17 protein-coding genes are annotated in these 19127 nt (G+C 68.0%); 13 read left to right on the forward strand and 4 right to left on the reverse strand.

Annotation, left to right across the window (positions count from 1 at the left end; all coding sequences use genetic code 11):
• Window positions 1-6 precede the first annotated feature (6 nt).
• Window positions 7-885: a carboxylating nicotinate-nucleotide diphosphorylase gene (gene nadC, locus DB31_RS11680; protein WP_083968161.1), complete on the forward strand. Its 879-nt coding sequence runs from the start codon at window positions 7-9 to the stop codon at window positions 883-885.
• A 21-nt stretch (window positions 886-906) separates the two neighbouring features.
• Here the strand turns inward: nadC and DB31_RS51420 are convergent, their stop codons facing one another.
• Together DB31_RS51420 and DB31_RS51425 are read right to left on the reverse strand one after the other, a co-directional pair.
• Window positions 907-1626 carry an alkaline phosphatase family protein gene (locus DB31_RS51420; protein WP_338034292.1) on the reverse strand — a complete coding sequence of 240 codons (720 nt, stop codon included), beginning with the start codon at window positions 1624-1626 and terminating at the stop codon, window positions 907-909.
• Window positions 1578-2552: an alkaline phosphatase family protein gene (locus tag DB31_RS51425; RefSeq protein ID WP_338034293.1), complete on the reverse strand. Its 975-nt coding sequence runs from the start codon at window positions 2550-2552 to the stop codon at window positions 1578-1580. Before DB31_RS51425 ends, DB31_RS51420 begins: the two co-directional genes overlap by 49 nt.
• Window positions 2553-2650: 98 nt before the next feature.
• Here DB31_RS51425 and DB31_RS11690 point away from each other — a divergent pair, with 98 nt between their 5' ends.
• From DB31_RS11690 to DB31_RS49590, 4 genes are all read left to right on the forward strand, one after another.
• Entirely contained in the window at window positions 2651-3052 is a 402-nt protein-coding gene (locus DB31_RS11690) for an acyl-CoA thioesterase (RefSeq protein WP_044186454.1), read from the forward strand.
• A gap of 30 nt (window positions 3053-3082) precedes the next feature.
• Complete coding sequence (gene glpX, locus DB31_RS11695) at window positions 3083-4051, forward strand: class II fructose-bisphosphatase (protein ID WP_044186456.1); 969 nt, start codon at window positions 3083-3085, stop codon at window positions 4049-4051.
• 36 nt (window positions 4052-4087) lie between these two features.
• Window positions 4088-4513 (forward strand): type II toxin-antitoxin system RatA family toxin, encoded by a 426-nt coding sequence (locus DB31_RS11700; RefSeq protein ID WP_044186458.1) that lies wholly within the window; start codon window positions 4088-4090, stop codon window positions 4511-4513.
• Between the two features lie 369 nt (window positions 4514-4882).
• Entirely contained in the window at window positions 4883-5056 is a 174-nt protein-coding gene (locus DB31_RS49590) for a hypothetical protein (RefSeq protein ID WP_169787038.1), read from the forward strand.
• A 116-nt stretch (window positions 5057-5172) separates the two neighbouring features.
• Here the strand turns inward: DB31_RS49590 and DB31_RS11705 are convergent, their stop codons facing one another.
• The gene (locus DB31_RS11705) at window positions 5173-6336 is read right to left on the reverse strand and encodes an ADP-ribosylglycohydrolase family protein (RefSeq protein ID WP_044186460.1); all 1164 of its coding nucleotides are present in this window, start codon (window positions 6334-6336) and stop codon (window positions 5173-5175) included.
• Window positions 6337-6433: 97 nt separating this feature from the next.
• Here DB31_RS11705 and eno point away from each other — a divergent pair, with 97 nt between their 5' ends.
• The 5 genes from eno to DB31_RS11730 are packed head-to-tail and all read left to right on the forward strand — an operon-like array spanning window position 6434 to window position 11927.
• Window positions 6434-7729 (forward strand): phosphopyruvate hydratase, encoded by a 1296-nt coding sequence (eno, locus tag DB31_RS11710; protein WP_044186463.1) that lies wholly within the window; start codon window positions 6434-6436, stop codon window positions 7727-7729.
• A 6-nt stretch (window positions 7730-7735) separates the two neighbouring features.
• On the forward strand, window positions 7736-8524 hold the full coding sequence (surE, locus tag DB31_RS11715; RefSeq protein ID WP_044186465.1) for a 5'/3'-nucleotidase SurE: 789 nt from the start codon (window positions 7736-7738) through the stop codon (window positions 8522-8524).
• A gap of 32 nt (window positions 8525-8556) precedes the next feature.
• Window positions 8557-9492: a peptidoglycan DD-metalloendopeptidase family protein gene (locus DB31_RS11720; RefSeq protein WP_205628497.1), complete on the forward strand. Its 936-nt coding sequence runs from the start codon at window positions 8557-8559 to the stop codon at window positions 9490-9492.
• Window positions 9493-9549: 57 nt separating this feature from the next.
• Entirely contained in the window at window positions 9550-10770 is a 1221-nt protein-coding gene (locus DB31_RS11725) for a hypothetical protein (RefSeq protein WP_240486652.1), read from the forward strand.
• A 17-nt stretch (window positions 10771-10787) separates the two neighbouring features.
• A complete protein-coding gene (locus DB31_RS11730; protein ID WP_044186467.1) occupies window positions 10788-11927 on the forward strand; it encodes a tetratricopeptide repeat protein in 1140 nt (379 codons plus the stop codon).
• 12 nt (window positions 11928-11939) lie between these two features.
• Here the strand turns inward: DB31_RS11730 and lexA are convergent, their stop codons facing one another.
• Window positions 11940-12602: a transcriptional repressor LexA gene (lexA, locus tag DB31_RS11735; protein WP_044186469.1), complete on the reverse strand. Its 663-nt coding sequence runs from the start codon at window positions 12600-12602 to the stop codon at window positions 11940-11942.
• A gap of 206 nt (window positions 12603-12808) precedes the next feature.
• Between lexA and DB31_RS11740 the strand changes: the two genes are divergently transcribed.
• From DB31_RS11740 to DB31_RS11750, 3 genes are read left to right on the forward strand one after another with little or no spacing between them, the layout of a single operon-like run.
• Window positions 12809-16138 (forward strand): response regulator, encoded by a 3330-nt coding sequence (locus DB31_RS11740; protein ID WP_044186471.1) that lies wholly within the window; start codon window positions 12809-12811, stop codon window positions 16136-16138.
• Window positions 16135-17970, forward strand: coding sequence for a sensor histidine kinase (locus tag DB31_RS11745; protein WP_044186474.1), 1836 nt, complete (start codon window positions 16135-16137; stop codon window positions 17968-17970). Before DB31_RS11740 ends, DB31_RS11745 begins: the two co-directional genes overlap by 4 nt.
• Before the next feature lie 37 nt (window positions 17971-18007).
• Window positions 18008-18991, forward strand: a complete 984-nt coding sequence (locus DB31_RS11750; RefSeq protein ID WP_044186477.1) for a FecR family protein — start codon at window positions 18008-18010, stop codon at window positions 18989-18991.
• The last annotated feature ends 136 nt before the right edge of the window (window positions 18992-19127 follow it).

Raw genomic sequence — 19127 nt, forward strand, 5'->3', positions numbered from 1 at the left:
AGACCGATCTTGAAGGACTACCTCGACCGCCTCATCGAGCTGGCCTTGGACGAGGACCTTGGGGCGGCGGGGGATGTGACCTCCAACGCCCTGGTTCCTCCGGACGCGATGGGCAGTGGCGAGCTGCTGGCGAAGGAGCAGCTCGTGCTCGCTGGGCTGGATGCGTTTGCCCGCGTGTTCTACTACGTGGACCCGGAGGTGAAGGTCGAGTTCCTCCGGCGGGACGGCGACGAGATCAAGCCCAAGGTCGTGGCGGCGAAGGTCTCCGGTCGGCTGCGCTCGCTGCTGGCCGCCGAACGCACGGCGCTCAACATTGTCCAGCGCATGTCGGGCATCGCCACGCTGGCGCAGCAGGCGATGACCGCAGTGCGGGGCTCGAAGCTCAAGGTGCTGGACACGCGCAAGACGCCGCCGGGGATGCGCGCCCTCTCGAAGGAGGCGGTCCGGCTGGGGGGGGCGACGAACCACCGCTTCGGTCTCTTCGATGGGGTGCTCATCAAGGACAACCACATCGCGGCGGTGGGGGGCTCCATCAAGGAGGCCCTGCGCCGGGCCCGGGCTTATGCGCCTCGGTTGGTGAAGATCGAGATCGAGGTCACCAACCTCAAGCAGTTGGCCGAGGCCATCGAAGAGGGCGCGGACGTGGTGATGCTCGACAACATGGATGACGAGCAGATCCGCAAGGCCGTGGAGCTCACGGCAGGGCGGGTGCCTCTGGAGGTCTCTGGAGGCGTCGCGCTGGATCGGCTGCCGAGGCTGGCCAAGCTGGGCGTGGACTTCGTGTCCATGGGCTCGTTAACGCACTCGGCACGGGCCATGGACTTGTCGCTGGAGATCGCCACGACCAAGGGGGCAGCCCGCTCCCGCTCGCGCCGGAAGCACTGACCACGAAAGGGAAGGGGAGTCTCAGTTGCTGGGGCCAGCCGGCCGGCCGTTCGTGAAGAACTCGGTCCGGGGATGGCCCTCGGCGGAGGCGGGCGCGCCCAACTCCAGCATCGCCGCCAGCGTGGGGGCCACGTCCGTTGCGTTGATCTCCTGCAGGTACGTCCCCGGCTTCACGCCCTTGCCCGCGAACACCACCGGCACCTGCTGATCGTAGTTGTACGGCGTGCCGTGGTTCGTACCGACCAGCACGTTGCTGATGACCTGGAACGCCTGCGGCACGATCAAGACGTCTCCGCTGCGTCCAGCGTAATAGCCTCGCCGCACCGGCGCGATCAGCCCCGCCACATCCGGCGCCGTGTAGAGATCATCCCGCGCCACCGCCGCCGCGATGCCCGGCTGCTTCGACAGCCACTCCGCCGCCGCCCTCCGCACCGCCGCTCCGTCTGCCTTCCCGTCCTCGAGCGCCTTGCCTAACAAGTACACGTCCGACTCTTCCTGGGTGACCGTCACCTCCACCTGCGGAAACCGCGCCTTGAGTGCCTGCGCGAGCCCTTGCGACAGCTCCTTCGTGTTCATCCGCCGCGCCGGCAGCCCCTCCGAGGCCCAGTGCTCTGGCACCGCCGCCCCTCCGTGGTCCGCCGTCAGCACGATGACCAGGTTCGCCCGGCCCCCCGCAGCCTTCTCCGCCGCCGTCACCAGCTCCGCCACTGCGCGGTCCAGCCGGTACAGCGTGTCCTGCATCTCCCATGGTACGGCCCGTATGCATGGAACACGCGGTCCGTCCCGCTGAAGCTCACCGCCAGCAGGTCCGGCACCTCGTCCTTGCCCAGCCCCTCGCCCTCCAGGGCCGCCTTCGCTGCCTGCACCAGCAAGTCATTCGAGTACGCCGAGCTCGCCAGCGCCGCATACGACCGCGGCCCCGCCATCTGGCCCCCTCCATTCAGCGGGTGTGGGAAGCTGCGCCCCAGCCCCGATTCGTCCGTCTCGTAGGGGCGCTCGTCCTCCCCCAGGTACTCCGTCTTCGGCAGCAGCAGCGTCCACTGCTGCGAGAAGTACCCGTCCGCCAGCTCCTTCGCGTTGAACGCCTGCAGCCACGCCGGGAACTCCTTCGTGTACCAGGTCCCCGTTACGAATTTCCCCACCGTCTCATCGAACCAGTAGGCCTGCCCCAGCCGCCCCGCCAGTGGGATCGCCGCCCGGCCCTTGCCCGACAGCGCCACCGCCTTCCCTCGCCCCCGTGAGCTCATTCGCAGCCGGTCCGCCAGTGTCTCCGCCATCAGGTTCAGCGGGCTCGTGTCGCCCCTCGTGGCGAAGGTCAGGGGCACCTCCAGCACCGGGTGCGCCTCGTCCTGGAACACGCTCAGCGGCTGCCCCGTGGTGCGATCCACCACCCGGTTGTCGACAATCCCGTGCCGCCACGGGTTCGCCCCCGTGGACAGCGTCGTGTGCCCCGCCGCCGTCCGAGGCTTGGCGTAGTCGTACCGGCCGTACGGGTAGAACGCCCCACCGTCGAGCAGTTGACGCAGCCCGCTCTTGAACTTTGGCCGTGTGCGCAACAGCAGGTCCGTGCCGAGTGCATCCACCGAGATGAAGAGGGCCAGCCTCGGAGGCTTCGCGAACACCGGGAAGCTGAGGAGAACCACGGCCAGGGCGAGAGGGCGCACCATAGGGGGGCTCATCTTCGCCGCCAGATGGTCAGAAGCAACCAACTCGCCATGGCTTCGGCTTGGAGGGGCCCGATCCCCCTGTTACCGTCGGCGCACGCATGGTGGAAGCGCGGATCCGAGTCATCTACGGCGATACCGACCAGATGGGGGTCGTTTATCACGCCAACTACTTCCGCTACTTCGAGTTCTCCCGCATGGAGTTCTTCCGCGCTCGCGGCGGCAGCTACCAGGAGATGGAGCGCGAGGGCTACATGCTCCCCGTCGCCGAGGTCTCCTGCCAGTACAAGGCCCCCGCACGCTACGACGATCTGCTCGTCATCCGTCCTCGTGTGACGGAGGTCCGCCGCGCCTCGCTCACTTTCCAGTACGAGATCTTTCGCGACGGGAACCCCTCGACGTTGCTGTGCACCGGGCACACTCTCCATGCCTGCATCGGGCGCGACGGCAAGCCCCGGCGCTTCCCGGACACGTTCCTGCGTCTGCTCGAGCAGTCCCCCTGAAAGTTCCACCTTCTCTCAAGGAGTCCCCACATGGATCGCAACCTGGCAATGGAGGCCGTGCGCGTCACCGAGATGGCGGCCATCGCCTCCGCCCGTCTCATGGGCCGCGGCAGCAAGAACGAGTCGGATCAGGCCGCCGTGGACGCCATGCGCCGCGCCTTCGACGCCCTCTTCATCGACGGCACCGTCGTCATCGGCGAGGGCGAGCGCGATGAGGCCCCCATGCTCTACATCGGCGAGCGCGTCGGCCGGCGCACCGAGGGCGTCCCCGAGGTGGACATCGCCCTGGACCCGCTGGAGGGCACCAACCTCGCCGCCTATGGCCGCCCCGGCGCCATCTCCGTGGTCGCCATGGCCAGCAAGGGCAACCTCCTCAACGCCCCGGATACCTATATGGAGAAGATCGCGGTGGGCCCGCGCGCCAAGGGTGCCATCGATCTGCGCCGCACCCCCACCGAGAACCTCCGTGCCGTCGCGGAGCGGCAGAAGGTCTATGTGGAGGATCTCACCGTGGTCATCCTCGACCGCGAGCGGCACGTGGACCTCATCAAGGAGGTCCGCGCCGCGGGCGCCCGCATCCGCCTCATCGAGGACGGCGACGTGGCCGGCGCCATCTCCACCTGCTTCGAGGAGACCGGTGTGGACGTGCTGATGGGCATCGGCGGCGCCCCCGAAGGCGTCATCGCCGCGGCGGCGGTGCGCTGCGTGGGCGGCGACATGCAGGGCCGCCTCGTGCCGCGCAACCAGGGCGAGATTGACCGCGCCAAGAAGATGGGCATCACCGACATCACCAAGATCTACGCCGCCGATGAGCTGGCCAGGGGCGAGGTGATGTTTGCCGCCACCGGCGTCACCTCGGGCGACTTCCTCAAGGGCGTGCGCTTCTTCGGCGGCGGCTGTGAGACGCACTCCGTCGTCATGCGCAGCAAGACGGGCACCGTTCGTTTCGTGCAATCCGTCCACAAGTTCGACAAGAAGCCGGGGTACTCTGCGTTCTAGCTGCAGGCTTCCCCCTCACCCCGTCCGGAGAGTTCCATGGCAGGCGCTACCCGCTCGATCATCATCAACGCCCCCATCGAGAAGGTGTTCGACGTCATCACCCAATACGAGAAGTACGGCGAGTTCCTCTCCGAGGTGAAGGAAGTGAAGACCTCGGGGCGCCAGGGCAATGAGGTCAACGTCCACTACAAGGTCGATGTGGTGAAGACCATCAAGTACACCATCCGCGTCAAGGAGGAGCGCCCCACTCGCATGTCCTGGACCTTCGTGGACGGCGAGTTCATGAAGGACAACAAGGGCAGCTGGGTGCTCGAGCCCGCGGGCGAAGGGAAGACCAAGGGCACCTACACCGTGGAGATGGCGCTCGGTGCCCTGGTCCCCAAGGCCGTCGTCAACGCCCTGGTCGACACCTCCCTCCCCAAGATGCTGGAGGCCTTCAAGCGCAGGGCGGAGACCCCCTGAGCGCCTCCTCGGCCCTTCCTGTGCCCTGGATGTCATACCTGTACCCACCCTGGGCAAGAGGGCAGGCGAGCCTCGTCCAGGGGTTGCCACGTTGAATGGTCGAGGCTTCACCGCTGGTTGGACGGCTTGCGGGTTGCCACGACTGCATTAGAATCAACGTACCCAGTGGCAGAAGGTCGAGCGCCAACCATGACATCCCTGACACAGGGGTGTGGCTTCGATGTCGGTGCGGTGGACAGGCAACCGGGCCCGGTAGCAAGGTTGTACCCCCGCAGTGTTGGGGGACCTACCTTTGCATGCGAGAGCACCGGAGCCGGGGCGAGGTGGCGGGCGTACACCGGGGTATGTAGGCTGAGGGAGAGCAAACCCATGCTGGACGCCTTCATCATCGAAGAGATCAAGCGCCGGGAGCGCAGCCGCGAGGAGCGCGAGCGCCCTGCCGTGGAGTTGCCGCTACCGGCTCCTCCGGATCGTCCGCGCCGTCGCACGGAGACGGACGACGAGGAGAAGCCGCCTCGCGGTGTCGTCGTCATTGACCTCTGAAGCCGGCTCCTTCGGCTTCAGCGTGGCTCTGAGCCCGCGGCAGGTGTCCCCTCGGGGACTGCCTCCCGCGGGCTTCGTGCGTTCAGGGGCTGCGCTGGCTTCTCAGTCCTGGCCGCTCAGTCCTGCACGAGGGCGAGCAAGTGCCGCGGGTGGTAGAGGTTCCACAGCGGCCCGCGCACGGTGTTCATGGACTCGAGGACGAGCTGCTTCCACTCGGCGGGGATGGCGCTCTCTCCGTAGAAGGCGCCCAGGAGCGCGCCGGTGATGGCGCCGTGCGCGTCTGCGTCCGCCCCCCGGTTCGCCACGTCCACCAGCGCGGCCTCGAGGCTGGGGGCGTGCAGCAGCTCCCAGAAGGCCAGCCGGAAGGCGATGCGCACGTGGCCGTGGTGGCGGTGCAGGTGCAGCTCCGGTCCGTAGAGCATGGGGTTCTGTTGCTGCGCTGCCTCCAGGTCCGCCCAGAGCAGGGACTTGGCGAACGACACCTCTTCCACGTAGTCGGACAGCGAGCGGGCCAGCGCCGCCGCGCCAATGGAGAGCCCCTTCTGCGCGGCGATGAGGAGGTCCGAGGGCTGGAGCTTGTCGCCGCCGGTGATGGCCCTGGCGATGGCCTCGTTCAGGGCCACGCAGGCGAGCTGGCAGCGCGGATCGTAGTGGGTGAGGGCGGAGTCGTCGAACGAGGCCTGAAGGCGGGCCGCATCATCCTTGGCGAAGAAGACGCCGATGGGGGCCGTGCGCGCCAGGCTGCTGTTGGTGCAGGAGCGGCGGAAGCCTCGGATCCACACGCGACGCCCCGAGGTGAGCGCGGGCATGCCTGCGTCCATCTCGTTGAGCACCTCGCGCATCGGATCGCTCATGTCGAAGGCGACGGGCTTCCAGGCGCGGTAGCGGCGGACGACGTCCGAGGCGTTGTAGCTCTTCACCTCTTTCAGGCTCCAGGCAATGCAGCACGCCATGTGCGTCTCGTCCGTCACCTGGCCCTTGCGCAGCTCCACCACCGGAGGAGGCAGCTCGCCGTTTTCGGGGATCCCCTCGGGGAAGTCCTCGTAGTTGGCCGTCATGGGATCCTGGGGGATCCGGGACTTGAACTTGCCGCCCATGGGCATGCGGCGCATGCCGTCCGCCAGCTGGGGGAAGAGGGGGGCCAGGAGGTTGCGGCCTCGCATGGGCGCCCCGAGCGCGTCCCCTACGGCCAGGCCCAGCAGCGCACCTCGGCTCCGCTGGCCCGGGAGGGGATCCGGACCCTTCTGTTTCGGAGGTGGTCGGCGCGGCGGGGGAGGCATGGGCAGGGGGTGGACGGGCCTTCAGGGGTGGACACTGTAGCAGCCACAGTGGTGTGCAAGCTTGCGACCTGGGTGGGCCTCCTCTAGAACCCGCGGCATGACCGAGATTGCTCAAGTTCTGGCGCGTGAAGTGCTCGACTCCCGTGGCAACCCGACTGTGGAGGCCGAGGTTCATCTGTCTGGCGGGGGCCGCGGCCGTGCGGCCGTGCCCTCTGGTGCCTCCACGGGAGAGCACGAGGTGCTCGAGCTCCGGGACGGTGACAAGAACCGCTACCTGGGCAAGGGTGTGAAGAAGGCCGTGGCGAACGTCATGGAGACGATCGCCCCCGAGATCATGGGCATGGATGCCCTGGATCAGGTGTCCGTGGACCTGCGGATGCGCGAGCTGGACGGCACCGCCAACAAGGGCAAGCTGGGCGCCAACGCCATCCTCGCCGTCTCCATGGCGGTGGCCCGCGCGGCCGCGGACGCCGTGGGCTTGCCGCTGTACCGCTACGTGGGCGGCCTGCAGGCGCGCACCCTGCCGGTGCCGCTGATGAACATCCTCAACGGCGGCGCGCACGCGGACACCCGCGTGGACGTGCAGGAGTTCATGGTGGTGCCCGCGGGCGCCAGCTCGTTCGCCGAGGGCCTGCGCTGGGGCGCCGAGGTGTTCCACGCGCTGAAGAAGATCCTCAAGGCCCGCAAGTTCGCCACTGGCGTGGGCGACGAGGGCGGCTACGCCCCGGACCTGCCCGCCAACGAGGAGGCCCTCAAGCTCATCATGGAGGCCATCAGCTCCGCAGGCTTCAAGGCGGGTGAGCAGATGTACCTGGCGATGGATGTCGCGGCGAGCGAGTTTTTCGACAAGGGCAGCAAGAAGTACAAGCTCAAGGGCGAGGGCAAGGAGTTCGATTCGGCCGGGATGATCGAGTACTACCGCGGCCTCACCGAGCGCTACCCGATCGTCTCCATCGAGGACGGCATGGCCGAGGACGACTGGGAGGGCTGGAAGAAGCTCACCGAGACGTTGGGCCAGAAGATCCAGCTGGTGGGCGATGACCTCTTCGTCACCAACGTGGAGCGCCTCAGCCGCGGCATCCAGACGGGGACCGCCAACTCCATCCTCGTGAAGGTGAACCAGATCGGCTCGCTCACGGAGACGTTCGACGCCGTGCGCATGGCCCACCGCGCCGGGTACACCTCCATCATGAGCCACCGCTCGGGCGAGACCGAGGACACCACCATCGCGGACCTCGCGGTGGCGCTCGACTGCGGGCAGATCAAGACGGGCTCGGCCTCGCGCTCGGACCGCGTGGCCAAGTACAACCAGCTGCTGCGCATCGAGCAGGAACTGGGGCCTGCGGCGCGCTACGCCGGCCGCACCGCCATCAAGGGCACCCTGCAGAAGTGAGGCGACGTGACCCAGGCCCGACGCCCTCGCATCCTGGTCTCCAATGATGATGGGTACTTCTCGGACGGGCTGAAGGCGCTGGTCGAGGCCGTCAGCCCGCTCGGGGAGGTGTGGGTGGTGGCGCCGGACCGCGAGCAGAGCGCGGCCTCGCACGCCATCTCCCTGCACCGCCCCCTGCGCATCAAGGAGATCCGCGAGCGCTGGTTTGCCGTGGATGGCACCCCTGCGGACAGCGCTTATCTGGCGATCAACCACCTCCTCAAGGATGATCGCCCCCAGCTCATGGTGTCTGGGATCAATCACGGCGCGAATCTGGCGGACGACGTCACCTACTCGGGGACCGTCGCCGCCGCCATGGAGGGGGCCCTGCTTGGGGTGCCCTCCATCGCGTTCAGCCTCGCCTCCCACGCGCCGTTCGACTTCAAACCCGCGGCCCGGTTCGCCCGTGCGATCGTGGCCGAGGCCCTGTCGCGGACGCTGCCTCCGCGGATGCTGTTGAACGTGAACATCCCCGGCGGCGTGGAGCCGGAGGGCTACGTCGTCACCCGGCTCGGGCGGCACAGCTACGGCTATGCCGTGACCGAGAACGTCGATCCGCGGGGCAAGAAGTACTACTGGATCGGCGGCAGCGAGTACGAGCACGAGGACATCCCCGGCAGCGACTGCAACGCCGTCCACCTGGACAAGCGCGTCTCCGTCACGCCGCTGCACCTCGATTTGACCGATCACAGCCGGCTCTCCGATCTCGCGGGGTGGACGATCGAGGGCTTCCGGCGCTCCGGGTCGGGTGGGTGAGGTTGGCTGGCCGGTGTCTCAGCCGAGCGGGCTTGGCGCTCCTCCTGGTTCTCGGCGCCACCGGGTGTGCCAGCTCTCAGTCTGCCTCGCGCCCCCGAGGGCTCGAGGCACCGCCGTCTCCCTCGGAGGTTGAGGCACGGGCTCCCGCGAAGGGAACCGCGCCTGCTCCCGGGGCCTCTGCCTCCGCGTCATCGGCCTCTCTGCCCATCACCTTGCGGGCCGCGCATCCCGAGCCGGAGCTTCTCACCGTCCGTCACAAGGTGGCGCCCGGAGAGACGGTGTTCCGCATTGCTCGCTCGTATGGCGTCACTGTGGACGACTTGAAGGCCGCCAATGGCATCAAGGATCCCCGGAGCCTCTCCGTGGGACAGGAGCTGCTCATCCCCACCGTGCCTCCCGAGGACGAGGCACCTGAGCCCCCAGATGAGCCTCACGTGGAGCCCGATGTGGGGCCCGCGCCGGGGAAGGGTGGGGCGCCTCGGGTTGTCGTGGGCCGGGATGATCTGCCGCCTCGGCCTCGTCTGCAGGAGAAGCCCACGCCTCCTCGGAAGGGGGGCAAGGCCTCGCGGCCCGAGCCAGCGACCAAGGGGATGCTCGACTGGCCGTTCCGAGGCGTGCTGTACGGCCGCTTTGGCAAGAAGGGCCGCGAGCCCCACGACGGCATCGACCTGGCGGCCCCGGCGGGAACTCCGGTCCAGACGGCCCAGGAGGGCACTGTCCTCTATGCGGGCGAGCAGAAGGGTTACGGCCTCATCGTCATCGTCCAGCACCCCAACGGCCTCATTACGCTCTACGCCCACAACCGGGATCTGCGAGTGAAGACCGGGCAGACCGTGCGTCGCTCCCAGGTAGTGGCCACGGTGGGAGAGTCCGGGCGGACGTCGGGTCCCCACTGCCACTTCGAGGTCCGCCTGGAGGGCAAGCCCGTGGACCCGCTGGACTACCTCGGGCCTCTCCCGTCCTCCTGAGGCAGGCAGGCGGGGAGGGGGATGGCTCTCGGCGCCGATTCTCCTAGAGTGTCGCCGGTGAAGCGCCTTAGCCCCCTGATCTTCCTCTCGCTGCTGCTCTCGACGGCTGCCTGGGCCCAGACCCCTGCTCCCGCCGAGGAGCCGGCGTCCTCGTCCGCTTCTCTTGCCGCGCCTGTCGCGCCCGCAGCGCCTCCCGAGGCTGCTCCCGCGACGCCTCCGGCTGAAGCTCCTGCGGCTGAAGCTCCTGCGGCAGTGGCACCTCCCGCTGCCACGGCGGCCCCCGAGCAGAAGCCTGCGTCCGAGAAGAAGCCGTCCGACGCCTCGCCGTTGCCCACCGTGGCCGTGCTCGCGCTCGAGTCCAACAAGGCAGCTCAGGAGGCCGCGCCCGGCATTGCCTCGCTCATCGCGAGCCGGCTTGCTGACTCTCCCAAGCTCAAGGTGCTCACCCAGCGGGACATCGAAACGATGCTGAGCACCGAGCGCCAGCGCCAGCTGCTGGGCTCTGGCTCGTGCTCCAGCAAAGGCCCCTGCCTCGAGGAGCTATCGAACGCCATCGGCGCCCAGTATGTGGTGGCCGGGCGGCTGGACCGCTTCGGGGACAAGTACCTGCTCACCGTCAGCCTGCTCGACACGTTCTCGGGACGCAGCCTGGCCCGGCCCGCCGCCGAGGCCCCCAGCACCGAGGATCTCCTCCAGGTTGCGGATGCCGTCGGAGAGCAGCTGCTCGCCGAGCTGGCGCCCGAGGGCGAGACGCGCGCGGCCCGGCCGCTATTCGGCAGCGCCAGGGAGACCCCCGGCGGTGGTCTCGTGCTGGGGTTGCGCATCAACAACAGCTTCATCTCCAACATCCAGGCCCTCAACCCCGGCGCGGACCTCGAGGTGGGCTATGCCTTCCATCCCGAGTGGGTGGGCTTCCTCCAGGTGGGCATCACCTTCATCCGGGCGAATGGCGATGAGAGCGAGTCCGGCCGTCTCCGCATCCTGCCCAGCCTGCTCGGGGCCCGTCATTACTACCGGCTGCAGCACGCCTTCCGGCCGTACTGGGGGCTGGGGCTCGGCGTGCAGCTCGCGTTCGGGCAGTTCGGCATCTTCGAGTCCACCGGCTCGCTGCCCACAGTGATCGGCTTCTTCGGCGCCGAGTACCTCATTGGCGGCAAGTTCGGCATCCACCTCGAGGCCGGCACCAATCTCGCTCAGGCCACGCTGGGCCTCGCGGACAACGGGCTCGGGGATGGGCTCAACCTCGATCTCACCGCTGGCATCCTGTACCACTTCTGAAGTCTGGAGCCCCGTTTATGCCTTCGCGCCTGCGCGCTCTGTCGCTGCTCGCCTTGCTCGCCACAGCGGCTTGTGACGACACGCCCAAGATCGATCCCAAGGACCGCGCTGAGGGCCTCTACGTGAAGGGCAATGCCGAGTATCTGCACGGCGACTTCGATCAGGCGCTCGCCTCGTTCGCGGAGATGAAGCAGCTGGCGCCCAATGACCCGCGCCTGCCCGCCGCCGTGGGCGAGGTCTACCTCTCCATGGGCAAGTACGCCGAGGCGCTCACCGAGTTCCAGGCGGCGCTGGCGCTCGATCCGAAGCGCTCCACCACCTGGAGCCGCATCGGCTTCATCCAGGCGCAGACGGGCAAGTACGAGGAGGCCATGAGCTCGCTGCGCAAGGCCATTGGCCTGTATCCCAAGGACTTCAACGCGCTGGAGCAGCTGGCGGAGATCCACCACAAGCGCGGAGAGAACGACGAGGCCGTCCGCCACTTCACGCTCGCCGCCGAGGTCAGCCCCGAGAAGCTCAAGCCCGACTATCTGCTCAAGGCGGTGGAACTGCTCCAGCAGGACAGCCGGCACGCGGAGGCGCTCACCCTGTTGCAGAAGTGGGTGGGGCAGGGCGTTCGTACCTCTGAGGTGCTCTCGGTCTTTGGGGACGAGCAGGTGCGCGCCGGGAAGATGGACGAGGCGGCCGCCGCCTACAAAGAGGCCGCGCAGAAGTCGCCCAAGGATCCCTCGATGTGGGAGCTCGTCGGCCGCATCTACGCCAGTCAGGGCAAGAGCGCGGACGCGCTCGCGGCGTTCCGCGAGTCCCTCAAGGTGAAGGACCGCGCTCTGGTGCACGTGGCCATCGCGCAGCTCCACCTGGCTCAGAAGGACCGCAAGGCCGCCGAGGAGGAGCTGAGCAAGGCGCTGGAGACGGCTTCCGGCGAGGACGTGCGCGAGTTGATCGAGCTGTCGGAGCTGCTCGTGACGATGGAGCGCAAGCCGGACGCGCTGCGCATCCTCAGCAACCTGGCCGCCGAGCCGGACAACGCGAACAACGAGGAGCTGCAGCTGCGCACTGCCCGGCTGGCGCGCGACCTGAAGGACACCGCGACCGTGAAGACCGCCTGCTCCCGCATCACCGGGAAAGACGGAGGCGGTGCCCCCGCCTGCCCGTAACTACCCGGGACGTCAGTTCCGCCCGCCGGGCAGCTTGCGGTACACGCCCACGACGATCCCCAACAGCATCGTCGAGCGGAAGTCCGCCTTGTTCACGTAGATGGGCTGCATGTCCTTGTTCGCCGGCTGGAACCGGATGCGCTCGCCCTCGGGGAAGTAGCGCTTCACCGTCGCCTCATCCTCGATGAGTGCCACGACGATGTCCCCCGGCTGCGCCGCCGGCGTCTTGCGCACGAACAGGTAGTCCCCGTCGTGGATGCCATCCTCGATCATCGACTGGCCCTTCACTCGAAGCGCGAACACCTCGCGGCCCGCGCCTCCAATGAGGAAGCTGTCGATCTTGACCGAGTCCTCCATGTTCTCCTGGGCCAGCAGCGGCGCGCCTGCCGCCACCTTGCCCAAGAGCGGCACGTCCACCAGCCCCGAGTCCTTCTTCGCCCCCAGCCCCAGTAGCATCCGCGCCCGCTTGGTCGGCACCAGCGACCGGCTCTGCTGCTCGCCCCGGTTCAGGTAACCCTTGCGCTCCAGCGCCTTGAGGTGATCGTTCACCCCGTTGGTCGAGCGGATGTCCATCTGCTCGCCAATCTCGCGGATGGTGGGGGGAAACCCTCGGGACTCCGTCTCCTTCACGATGAAGGTGAGAATCTCGCGCTGGCGCTCCGTTAGCTCTTCCATGCCTCACTCCCTCCCTCGGTGGGGGGCCCTGGCCGCTTTGGACCAGGGCAACAGGCTTTCAGTGTCCATGCTCCCTGAACAGGCGTGTAGAGTCAATCGTTTCGAGCAGGCAGGCGAGCCGACCCTTCGGGTTGCCTCCTTCCCTTCAGGGCTCTGTGAGAGAACTTGAGGTTTCGCACTGATCTGGGCGTACAATTTCTCCCGTCTTGTCCGAGCTACGACACACCCTGCTTCTCGTCGATGACGAGGCGGATGTACTGGACATCCTCGTCCGGATGTTCCAGCGGCAGTACCGCGTCCTCACCGCCACCTCCGGTCAGGAGGCTCTGTCCATCCTCCGGACCCAGACGGTAGATGTCCTCATCACCGACCAGCGCATGCCCGAGATGACGGGCATCGAGCTCGTGTCGGCCTCCCGCGCCGAGGGCATCGACGTCACCACGTTGCTGCTCACCGGCTACACGGACCCCGAAGACATCATCGCCGCCATCAACCAGGGCCAGGTCTACCGCTACATCACCAAGCCCTGGGAGGTGAATGATCTCCTCATCACCGTGCGCAACGCGGTGGACTACACGCAGCTGCGCCGCGACAAGGAGCGGCTTCTGCGCCAGCTCCACCAGCGCGTCGAGGCCCTCTTCGTCCTCTACGAGGTGAGCCGCGCCAGTGCCTCGGACCCGCCGAGCTACGAGGCCATCATCGACCGCGTGCTCAGCGCCGTGGCCCGTGTGCTGCCGTACGACTGCGGCGCCGCGCTCATTGCCCCGGATGACGCGCGCTCGGCCATCCTGCGTCTGCGTTGTCTGGGAACCGTGGGCGAGAAGGCCCTGCTGGGTGTGAAAGAGTCCATGCTCGGAGCCTACCGCCGCAGCTCCGGCCAGCTCCTGCCCGAGGACCGGCTCACCACCCGCGTCACTGGCACCATCACCCAGGACTCCAGCGCTCCGGCCGTCTACCCGAGCCAGGTCACCGTCAGCCTCGTGGCCGGCGGCAAGCCCGTGGGCATGCTGTCGCTGTTCTCTCAGAACCCTCAGGCGTTCAGCGAGGACGATGGCGTGCTCTTGGACACGCTGGCCAACCAGACCGCAGACGCCATCCAGTCCCTGCGCGCCGTGGAGGAAGAGGCCCGCCGCCGCATCGAGCGCATGGTCGAGTCCATGGCCGACGGCGTGCTCCTCACCGATGAGGCGGACGCTATCGTCGTCATCAACCCCGCCGCACGGCGCCTGCTGCGCCTGGGCGAGGACGTGGGCACGCTCACCGGCCGCATGTTGGAGGAGCGCCTGGGTTTCGAGCCTTCCGAGCTCATTCGCGGCTGGGAGTACAGCGGCTCGCAGGTGCTCGAAGAAGAGGTCGAGCTGTTCGAGCGCCACATCCAGTGCACCGTCACCCCAGTGAATGACGCTCGCGGCACCGTGCGCGGTGTCTGCGTGGTGCTGCGCGACGTCACCGAGCAGAAGGTGCTCGAGGAGCGCAAGGACGAGTTCGTCTCCATGGTGAGCCACGAGCTGCGCACCCCGCTCACGTCCATCTCCGGCGCGCTGGACCTGGTGCTCAACTTCCTCGCGGGCCCCATCAACGAGAAGCAGCAGAAGTACCTGGCGATGGCCAAGGACTCCACCGAGAAGCTCAACACCCTGGTGGATGACCTGCTGGATCTGGCCAAGTTCGCCAAGGGCCGGCTGCAGATGAACTTCGAGCTGACGTACCTCGACGAGCTGGTCCGCCGCGCCGTCGAGAAGTACGGCCCCGCCTTCCAGGAGCGGCGGGTGAAGGTGAACACCGCGCTGCCCCAGTACGGCTTGCGCGTCATGGCCGATCCCAACCGCGTCAACCAGGTGCTCAACAACCTGCTGACCAACGCGGCCAAGTTCACCCCCGAGGGCGGCGAAGTCACCCTGGAGCTGCGCGCCACCTCGTCCCTGCCGGGCTTCGTGTCGCTGTCCTGCTGGAACAGCGGCGAGCCCATCGCCGACGAGAACCTCGAGCGCATCTTCGACCGCTTCGAGCAGGCCCGCACCCCGTCCAATCGCACCGTGCGTGGCACTGGCCTGGGGCTCGCCATCTGCCGCCACATCGTCGAGGCCCACGGTGGCCGCATCTGGTGCGAGCCCAGCGTCCAGGGCGTGCGCTTCGTCACCGTGCTCCCCGTGGAGCCTCCCCAGGAGCTGCTCCGTCCCGACGCCAACGAGATCCCTTATCAGGCCCGCAAGCTCGATTCGCGCGGCCGGGTGCTCGTCATCGAGGGCGAGGTGGAGCTCGCCTACATCATCAAGGCGCTGCTGCTCGGGCGCGGATATGCGGTGCACATCGCCAGCACCGCCGAGGAGGGCATCCAAGCCGCTCGGCGCCACCACCCGGACGCCGTCCTCGTGGCCGTGCGCCTGCCCGACGTGGACGGACTGCGCCTCACCGAGATCCTCCGGCACGATCCCGACACCCGGCGCACGCCGCTGCTCGTGAACTCCTCGTTCGATGAGCGCCAGCGCGCGTTCCGCTCGGGCGCGGACGCCTTCCTGTTGCGGCCCCTCATGGTGGACAAGCTCCTGGCCACCGTGGACTCGCTGGTGCGCGGCCGCACCGGCCAGCAGCATGGCCGCGTGCTCGTCGTGGACGACGACGCGAAGATCGGCAGCATCTGCGGCGAGGTGCTCGCCAGCCTCGGGTTTGAAGTGACGGTGGTCGGCTCGCTCGAGGAGGCCCGGAAGATTCTCCGCGAGCGCCGCCCGGACGTCGTCCTCCTGGACGTGACGCTGCCGGACGGCGACGGCTTCGTCTTCATCGAGGAGATCAAGGCCGAGCGCGCCAGCGGCCACATCTCCGTCATCTTCCTGTCGGCCCGCGCGGAGACGGCCTCGAAGATCCGCGCCCTCAAGCTGGGCGGCGACGACTACATCACCAAGCCCTTCGATGCCCTGGAACTGGGCGCTCGCGTGGAGAGCGTGCTGCGCCGCAAGGAGCAGGAGCTGTCGGCCTCGCCCACCACGCAGCTGCCGGGCTCCAATGCCATCGAGCGCGAGGTGCAGCGCCGCCTCATGGCCCGCAAGCCCTTCGCCTTCTGCTACCTCGATCTCGACAACCTCAAGGCCTACAACGACTACTACGGCTTCGCGAAGGCCGATGGTGTCGTGCGTCAGACGGGCGACCTGCTGCGGGACATCTTCGCGCAGGAGGGCGTGCCCGGAGACTTCCTGGGCCACGTGGCGGGCGATGACTTCGTCTTCATCGTCGCCCCCGAGTCCGTGGACCGCATCTGCCAGCGCGCCATCGAAGCGTTCGACCGCATCATCCCGCTCTATTATGATCGGCAGGACCGCGAGCGCGGCCACATCGAGGCCGAGGACCGGTTCGGAGAGAAGCGGAAGTTCCCCATCATGAGTGTCTCCATCGTGGCGGTGATGAGCGACGGTGTGGCCCTGGATCACGCGGAACTGGCGCGGCGCGCCGCGGACATGAAGAAGCGCGCCAAGGCCATTCAAGGCTCCATCTACCTGCGCAGCGACCGCGAGCGGGAGACCCGGACCGTCACCGGATGAAGCTCTACCAGCAGCTGATCCTCTTCATGCTGGCAGCCACCGTCCTGCCCCTCGCGGTGGTGGGCTTCTACCTTTTGTCGAGCTCCGAGGCGGAGCTCGTCCGGCGCATCTCCAGCGAGCAACGCGCGCTGGCCGAGGCCTCCGCCGAGAGCGTGGGCAGCACGCTCATGAAGACCGTGGATGCCATGGCGCTGGTGGCCGAGTCCCTCGAGTGGGACGGTCTCAATGATGATGAGGCCCGTGGCGCGCTGACCCTGATCTTCCGCCAGTCCAACGCCGTGAGCGCGGTGATGCGGCTGGACTCCGCCGGCAAGCCCCTGGGCCAGCCCGTGTTCTACACCCAGGAGTCCAATGGCCACCCGGGCTTCGCCGAGGCCTCCCTGGAGACGCTCTCGCAGTCCGTGCCCGTGCAGACGCTGAAGCATGGAGACAAGGGCCAGGCGGCCCTGGGCCGCGTCTACGCCCACGCCCTCAGCGGGCATTCCGCCGTCGCCGTGGCCATCAAGCTGGGCGCTGGCGAGAATGCCTCGTTCGCCCTGGCCGAGATCGTCCTGAAGGACCTGGAAGACGTGCTGGCGCACAAGGCCAAGGACAGCGTGGGCCGGTTGGATCTGGTGGATAGCACCGGGCGCATCCTGGTGAGCTCCGAGCCCGAGCGGCGGCTCGCCATGCTGGAGGCCGCTGTCCAGGCCCAGCGGACCGCCGCCGCGGGAGAGATGGTCCGCAGCTTCCAGGTGGAGCAGCCCTCGCTCCGAGTGAGCGCGGCACGGGTGCCGCGGGCGCTGGACTTCGACGTGGTGGTCTCCGTGGACGAGGCCGTGGCCCTGGCCCCCGTCCGCACCATGCGCCACACGGTGCTGGGCTCCATTGGCGGCTCGTTCGCGGTGCTGTTGGCCCTGGGCGCGCTCTTCACCCGCCGCATCACCGCCCGGCTCTCCCAGGTCTCCTCCGCCGTCGAGGCCCTGGGGCGCGGCGAGCTGGATCGGCGCGTGAAGGTGGATGGCGATGACGAGATCAGCGCCCTGGCCTCCACCTTCAACATCATGGGCGCCGAGCTGGAGGCGGCCCGCGCTCGGCTCATGCGCTGGAACGATGATCTGCGCGCCAAGGTGGATGAGGCCACGGCCGAGTTGAAGGCCGCCCAGGTTCAGTTGCTCGAGGCGCAGAAGCTGGCCGCCGTGGGCCAGTTGGGCGCCGGCGTGGCCCACGAGCTCAACAACCCGCTGGCCGGCATCCTCGGCTACGTGCAGCTCATGCTCATGAGCCGCAACGACAGCGACGATGACATGGACACGCTGCGGAAGATCGAGCAGAGCGCCAAGCGCTGCAAGGAGATCACCCAGAACCTCCTGCGCTTCTCCCAGCAGCGCGCCCGCGCGGACCTGCGTGCCGTGGACCTGAACAACGTGGTGCGCGAGGCGCTCAGCCTCACCGAGAGCCAGATGAAGGGAGAGGGCGTCTCCCTCCAGATGGAGCTGGCGCCTCCCGTGCGCGTGAAGGCGGACCCCGCGCAGTCCACCCAGGTGGTGCTGGCCCTCGTGTCCAACGCCCGCACCGCCATGCTGAAGACGGGCTCCAAGGTCCTCACCCTCCGGACGGGCGAGCGCGACGGCAAGGGCTTCATCGAAGTCGAGGACACCGGCAAGGGCATCCTCCCCGAGCACCGCCACCGCGTCTTCGAGCCCTTCTTCACCACCAAGGATGTGTGGTCCAATGTGGGGCTCGGGCTGTCGGTGGCCTACCGGATCGTGAGTGAAGCCGGCGGCACCATCGACATGCGGAGCGAGGTGGGCAAGGGATCGTGCTTCACCGTGTGGCTGACGAAGGCGTGAGCCTCGCCCGCGCGTGCGGTAGCCTTGCGACAACACAATGGCTGGAAATTCTCCCCCCAGGCGCCAGGCGCCCTTCATCCTCGGGCTCGTCCTGATCCTCGCGGCGCTGCCGCTGGGGTACTTCGTGTTTCTCCACCAGCCTCCGCCGCCTCCCGTGGCGCCTCCGCCGCCGCCACCGCCGCCCGCGGTCGTCGAGCAGAAGGCTCCGGAGAAGCCCCAGGAACTGACGATCACCGATGTGAAGGGTGACGTCGAGGTCCGGCGCGCGGACGGCACGTGGGAGCCGGTGAAGCCCGGCCGCAAGCTGCTCCCTTCAGAGGTGCTGCGCACCAAGGACGGCGGGACGGCGTCTCTCCGTGGCGACGCCGCGGACGTGACAGTGGAGCCCAGCTCCGAGATGTCGATGGAGGAGATCTCCGCCACCGCGACCCGGTTCCTGCTCGTCAACGGTATGGCGACCGCCGAGGTGCACTCGGGCGTCCGGCACACCTTGGTGATGCGCGCCACGGGCAGTGATGCCGTGGCGACCACCACCGCAGGCAAGTTCGCCATGAGCAACAACGGCGCGGGCACCGTCGCCGTCGGCACGCAGGCGGGTGAGGTCACCTTCCAGGGCAACGGGAAGATCGTCATCGTCCGCGCCGGCCAGCAGTCCGTGGTGCGGCCGGGCTCCAGCGGCCCCTCCGAGCCGGTGAACATTCCCTCCAGCCTGCTGCGCAAGGTGCAGTGGCCCTCGGCGCGGCAGAACAAGCGCGAGATCATCGTTCAGGGCGAGGCCGAGCCCGGCACCCGCCTGGAGATCGGCGGACAGACGTTCTCTCCGGGCCAGGACGGCGTCTTCACTCGCACCGTGTCCCTGAAGGAAGGGGAGAACGACGTGAAGCTCAAGGTCTCCTCCGTGGGCGGCAACCAGGAGGAGGCGAGCCAGAAGTTCCACGTCGACACCCAGGCTCCCAAGTTCAAGGTGAAGATCCCCTGGAATAACGCAGGGGGTCAGACTTCACCCAATCCGAATCCCTGAAGCGCATGACGCCTCGGCGCTGCCAGCCGAGTTCCCGCCCTGCGAGATAGGATTTCTGGGATTCCGGAGGGGATTGTAGAGTCGGAGACAATCTGAACCGGCTTGCTCCAGTCCTGCTCCTACTGCTCGCTCCGGC

This window comes from Hyalangium minutum, assembly GCF_000737315.1.
In the GTDB taxonomy this organism is placed as follows: domain Bacteria; phylum Myxococcota; class Myxococcia; order Myxococcales; family Myxococcaceae; genus Hyalangium; species Hyalangium minutum.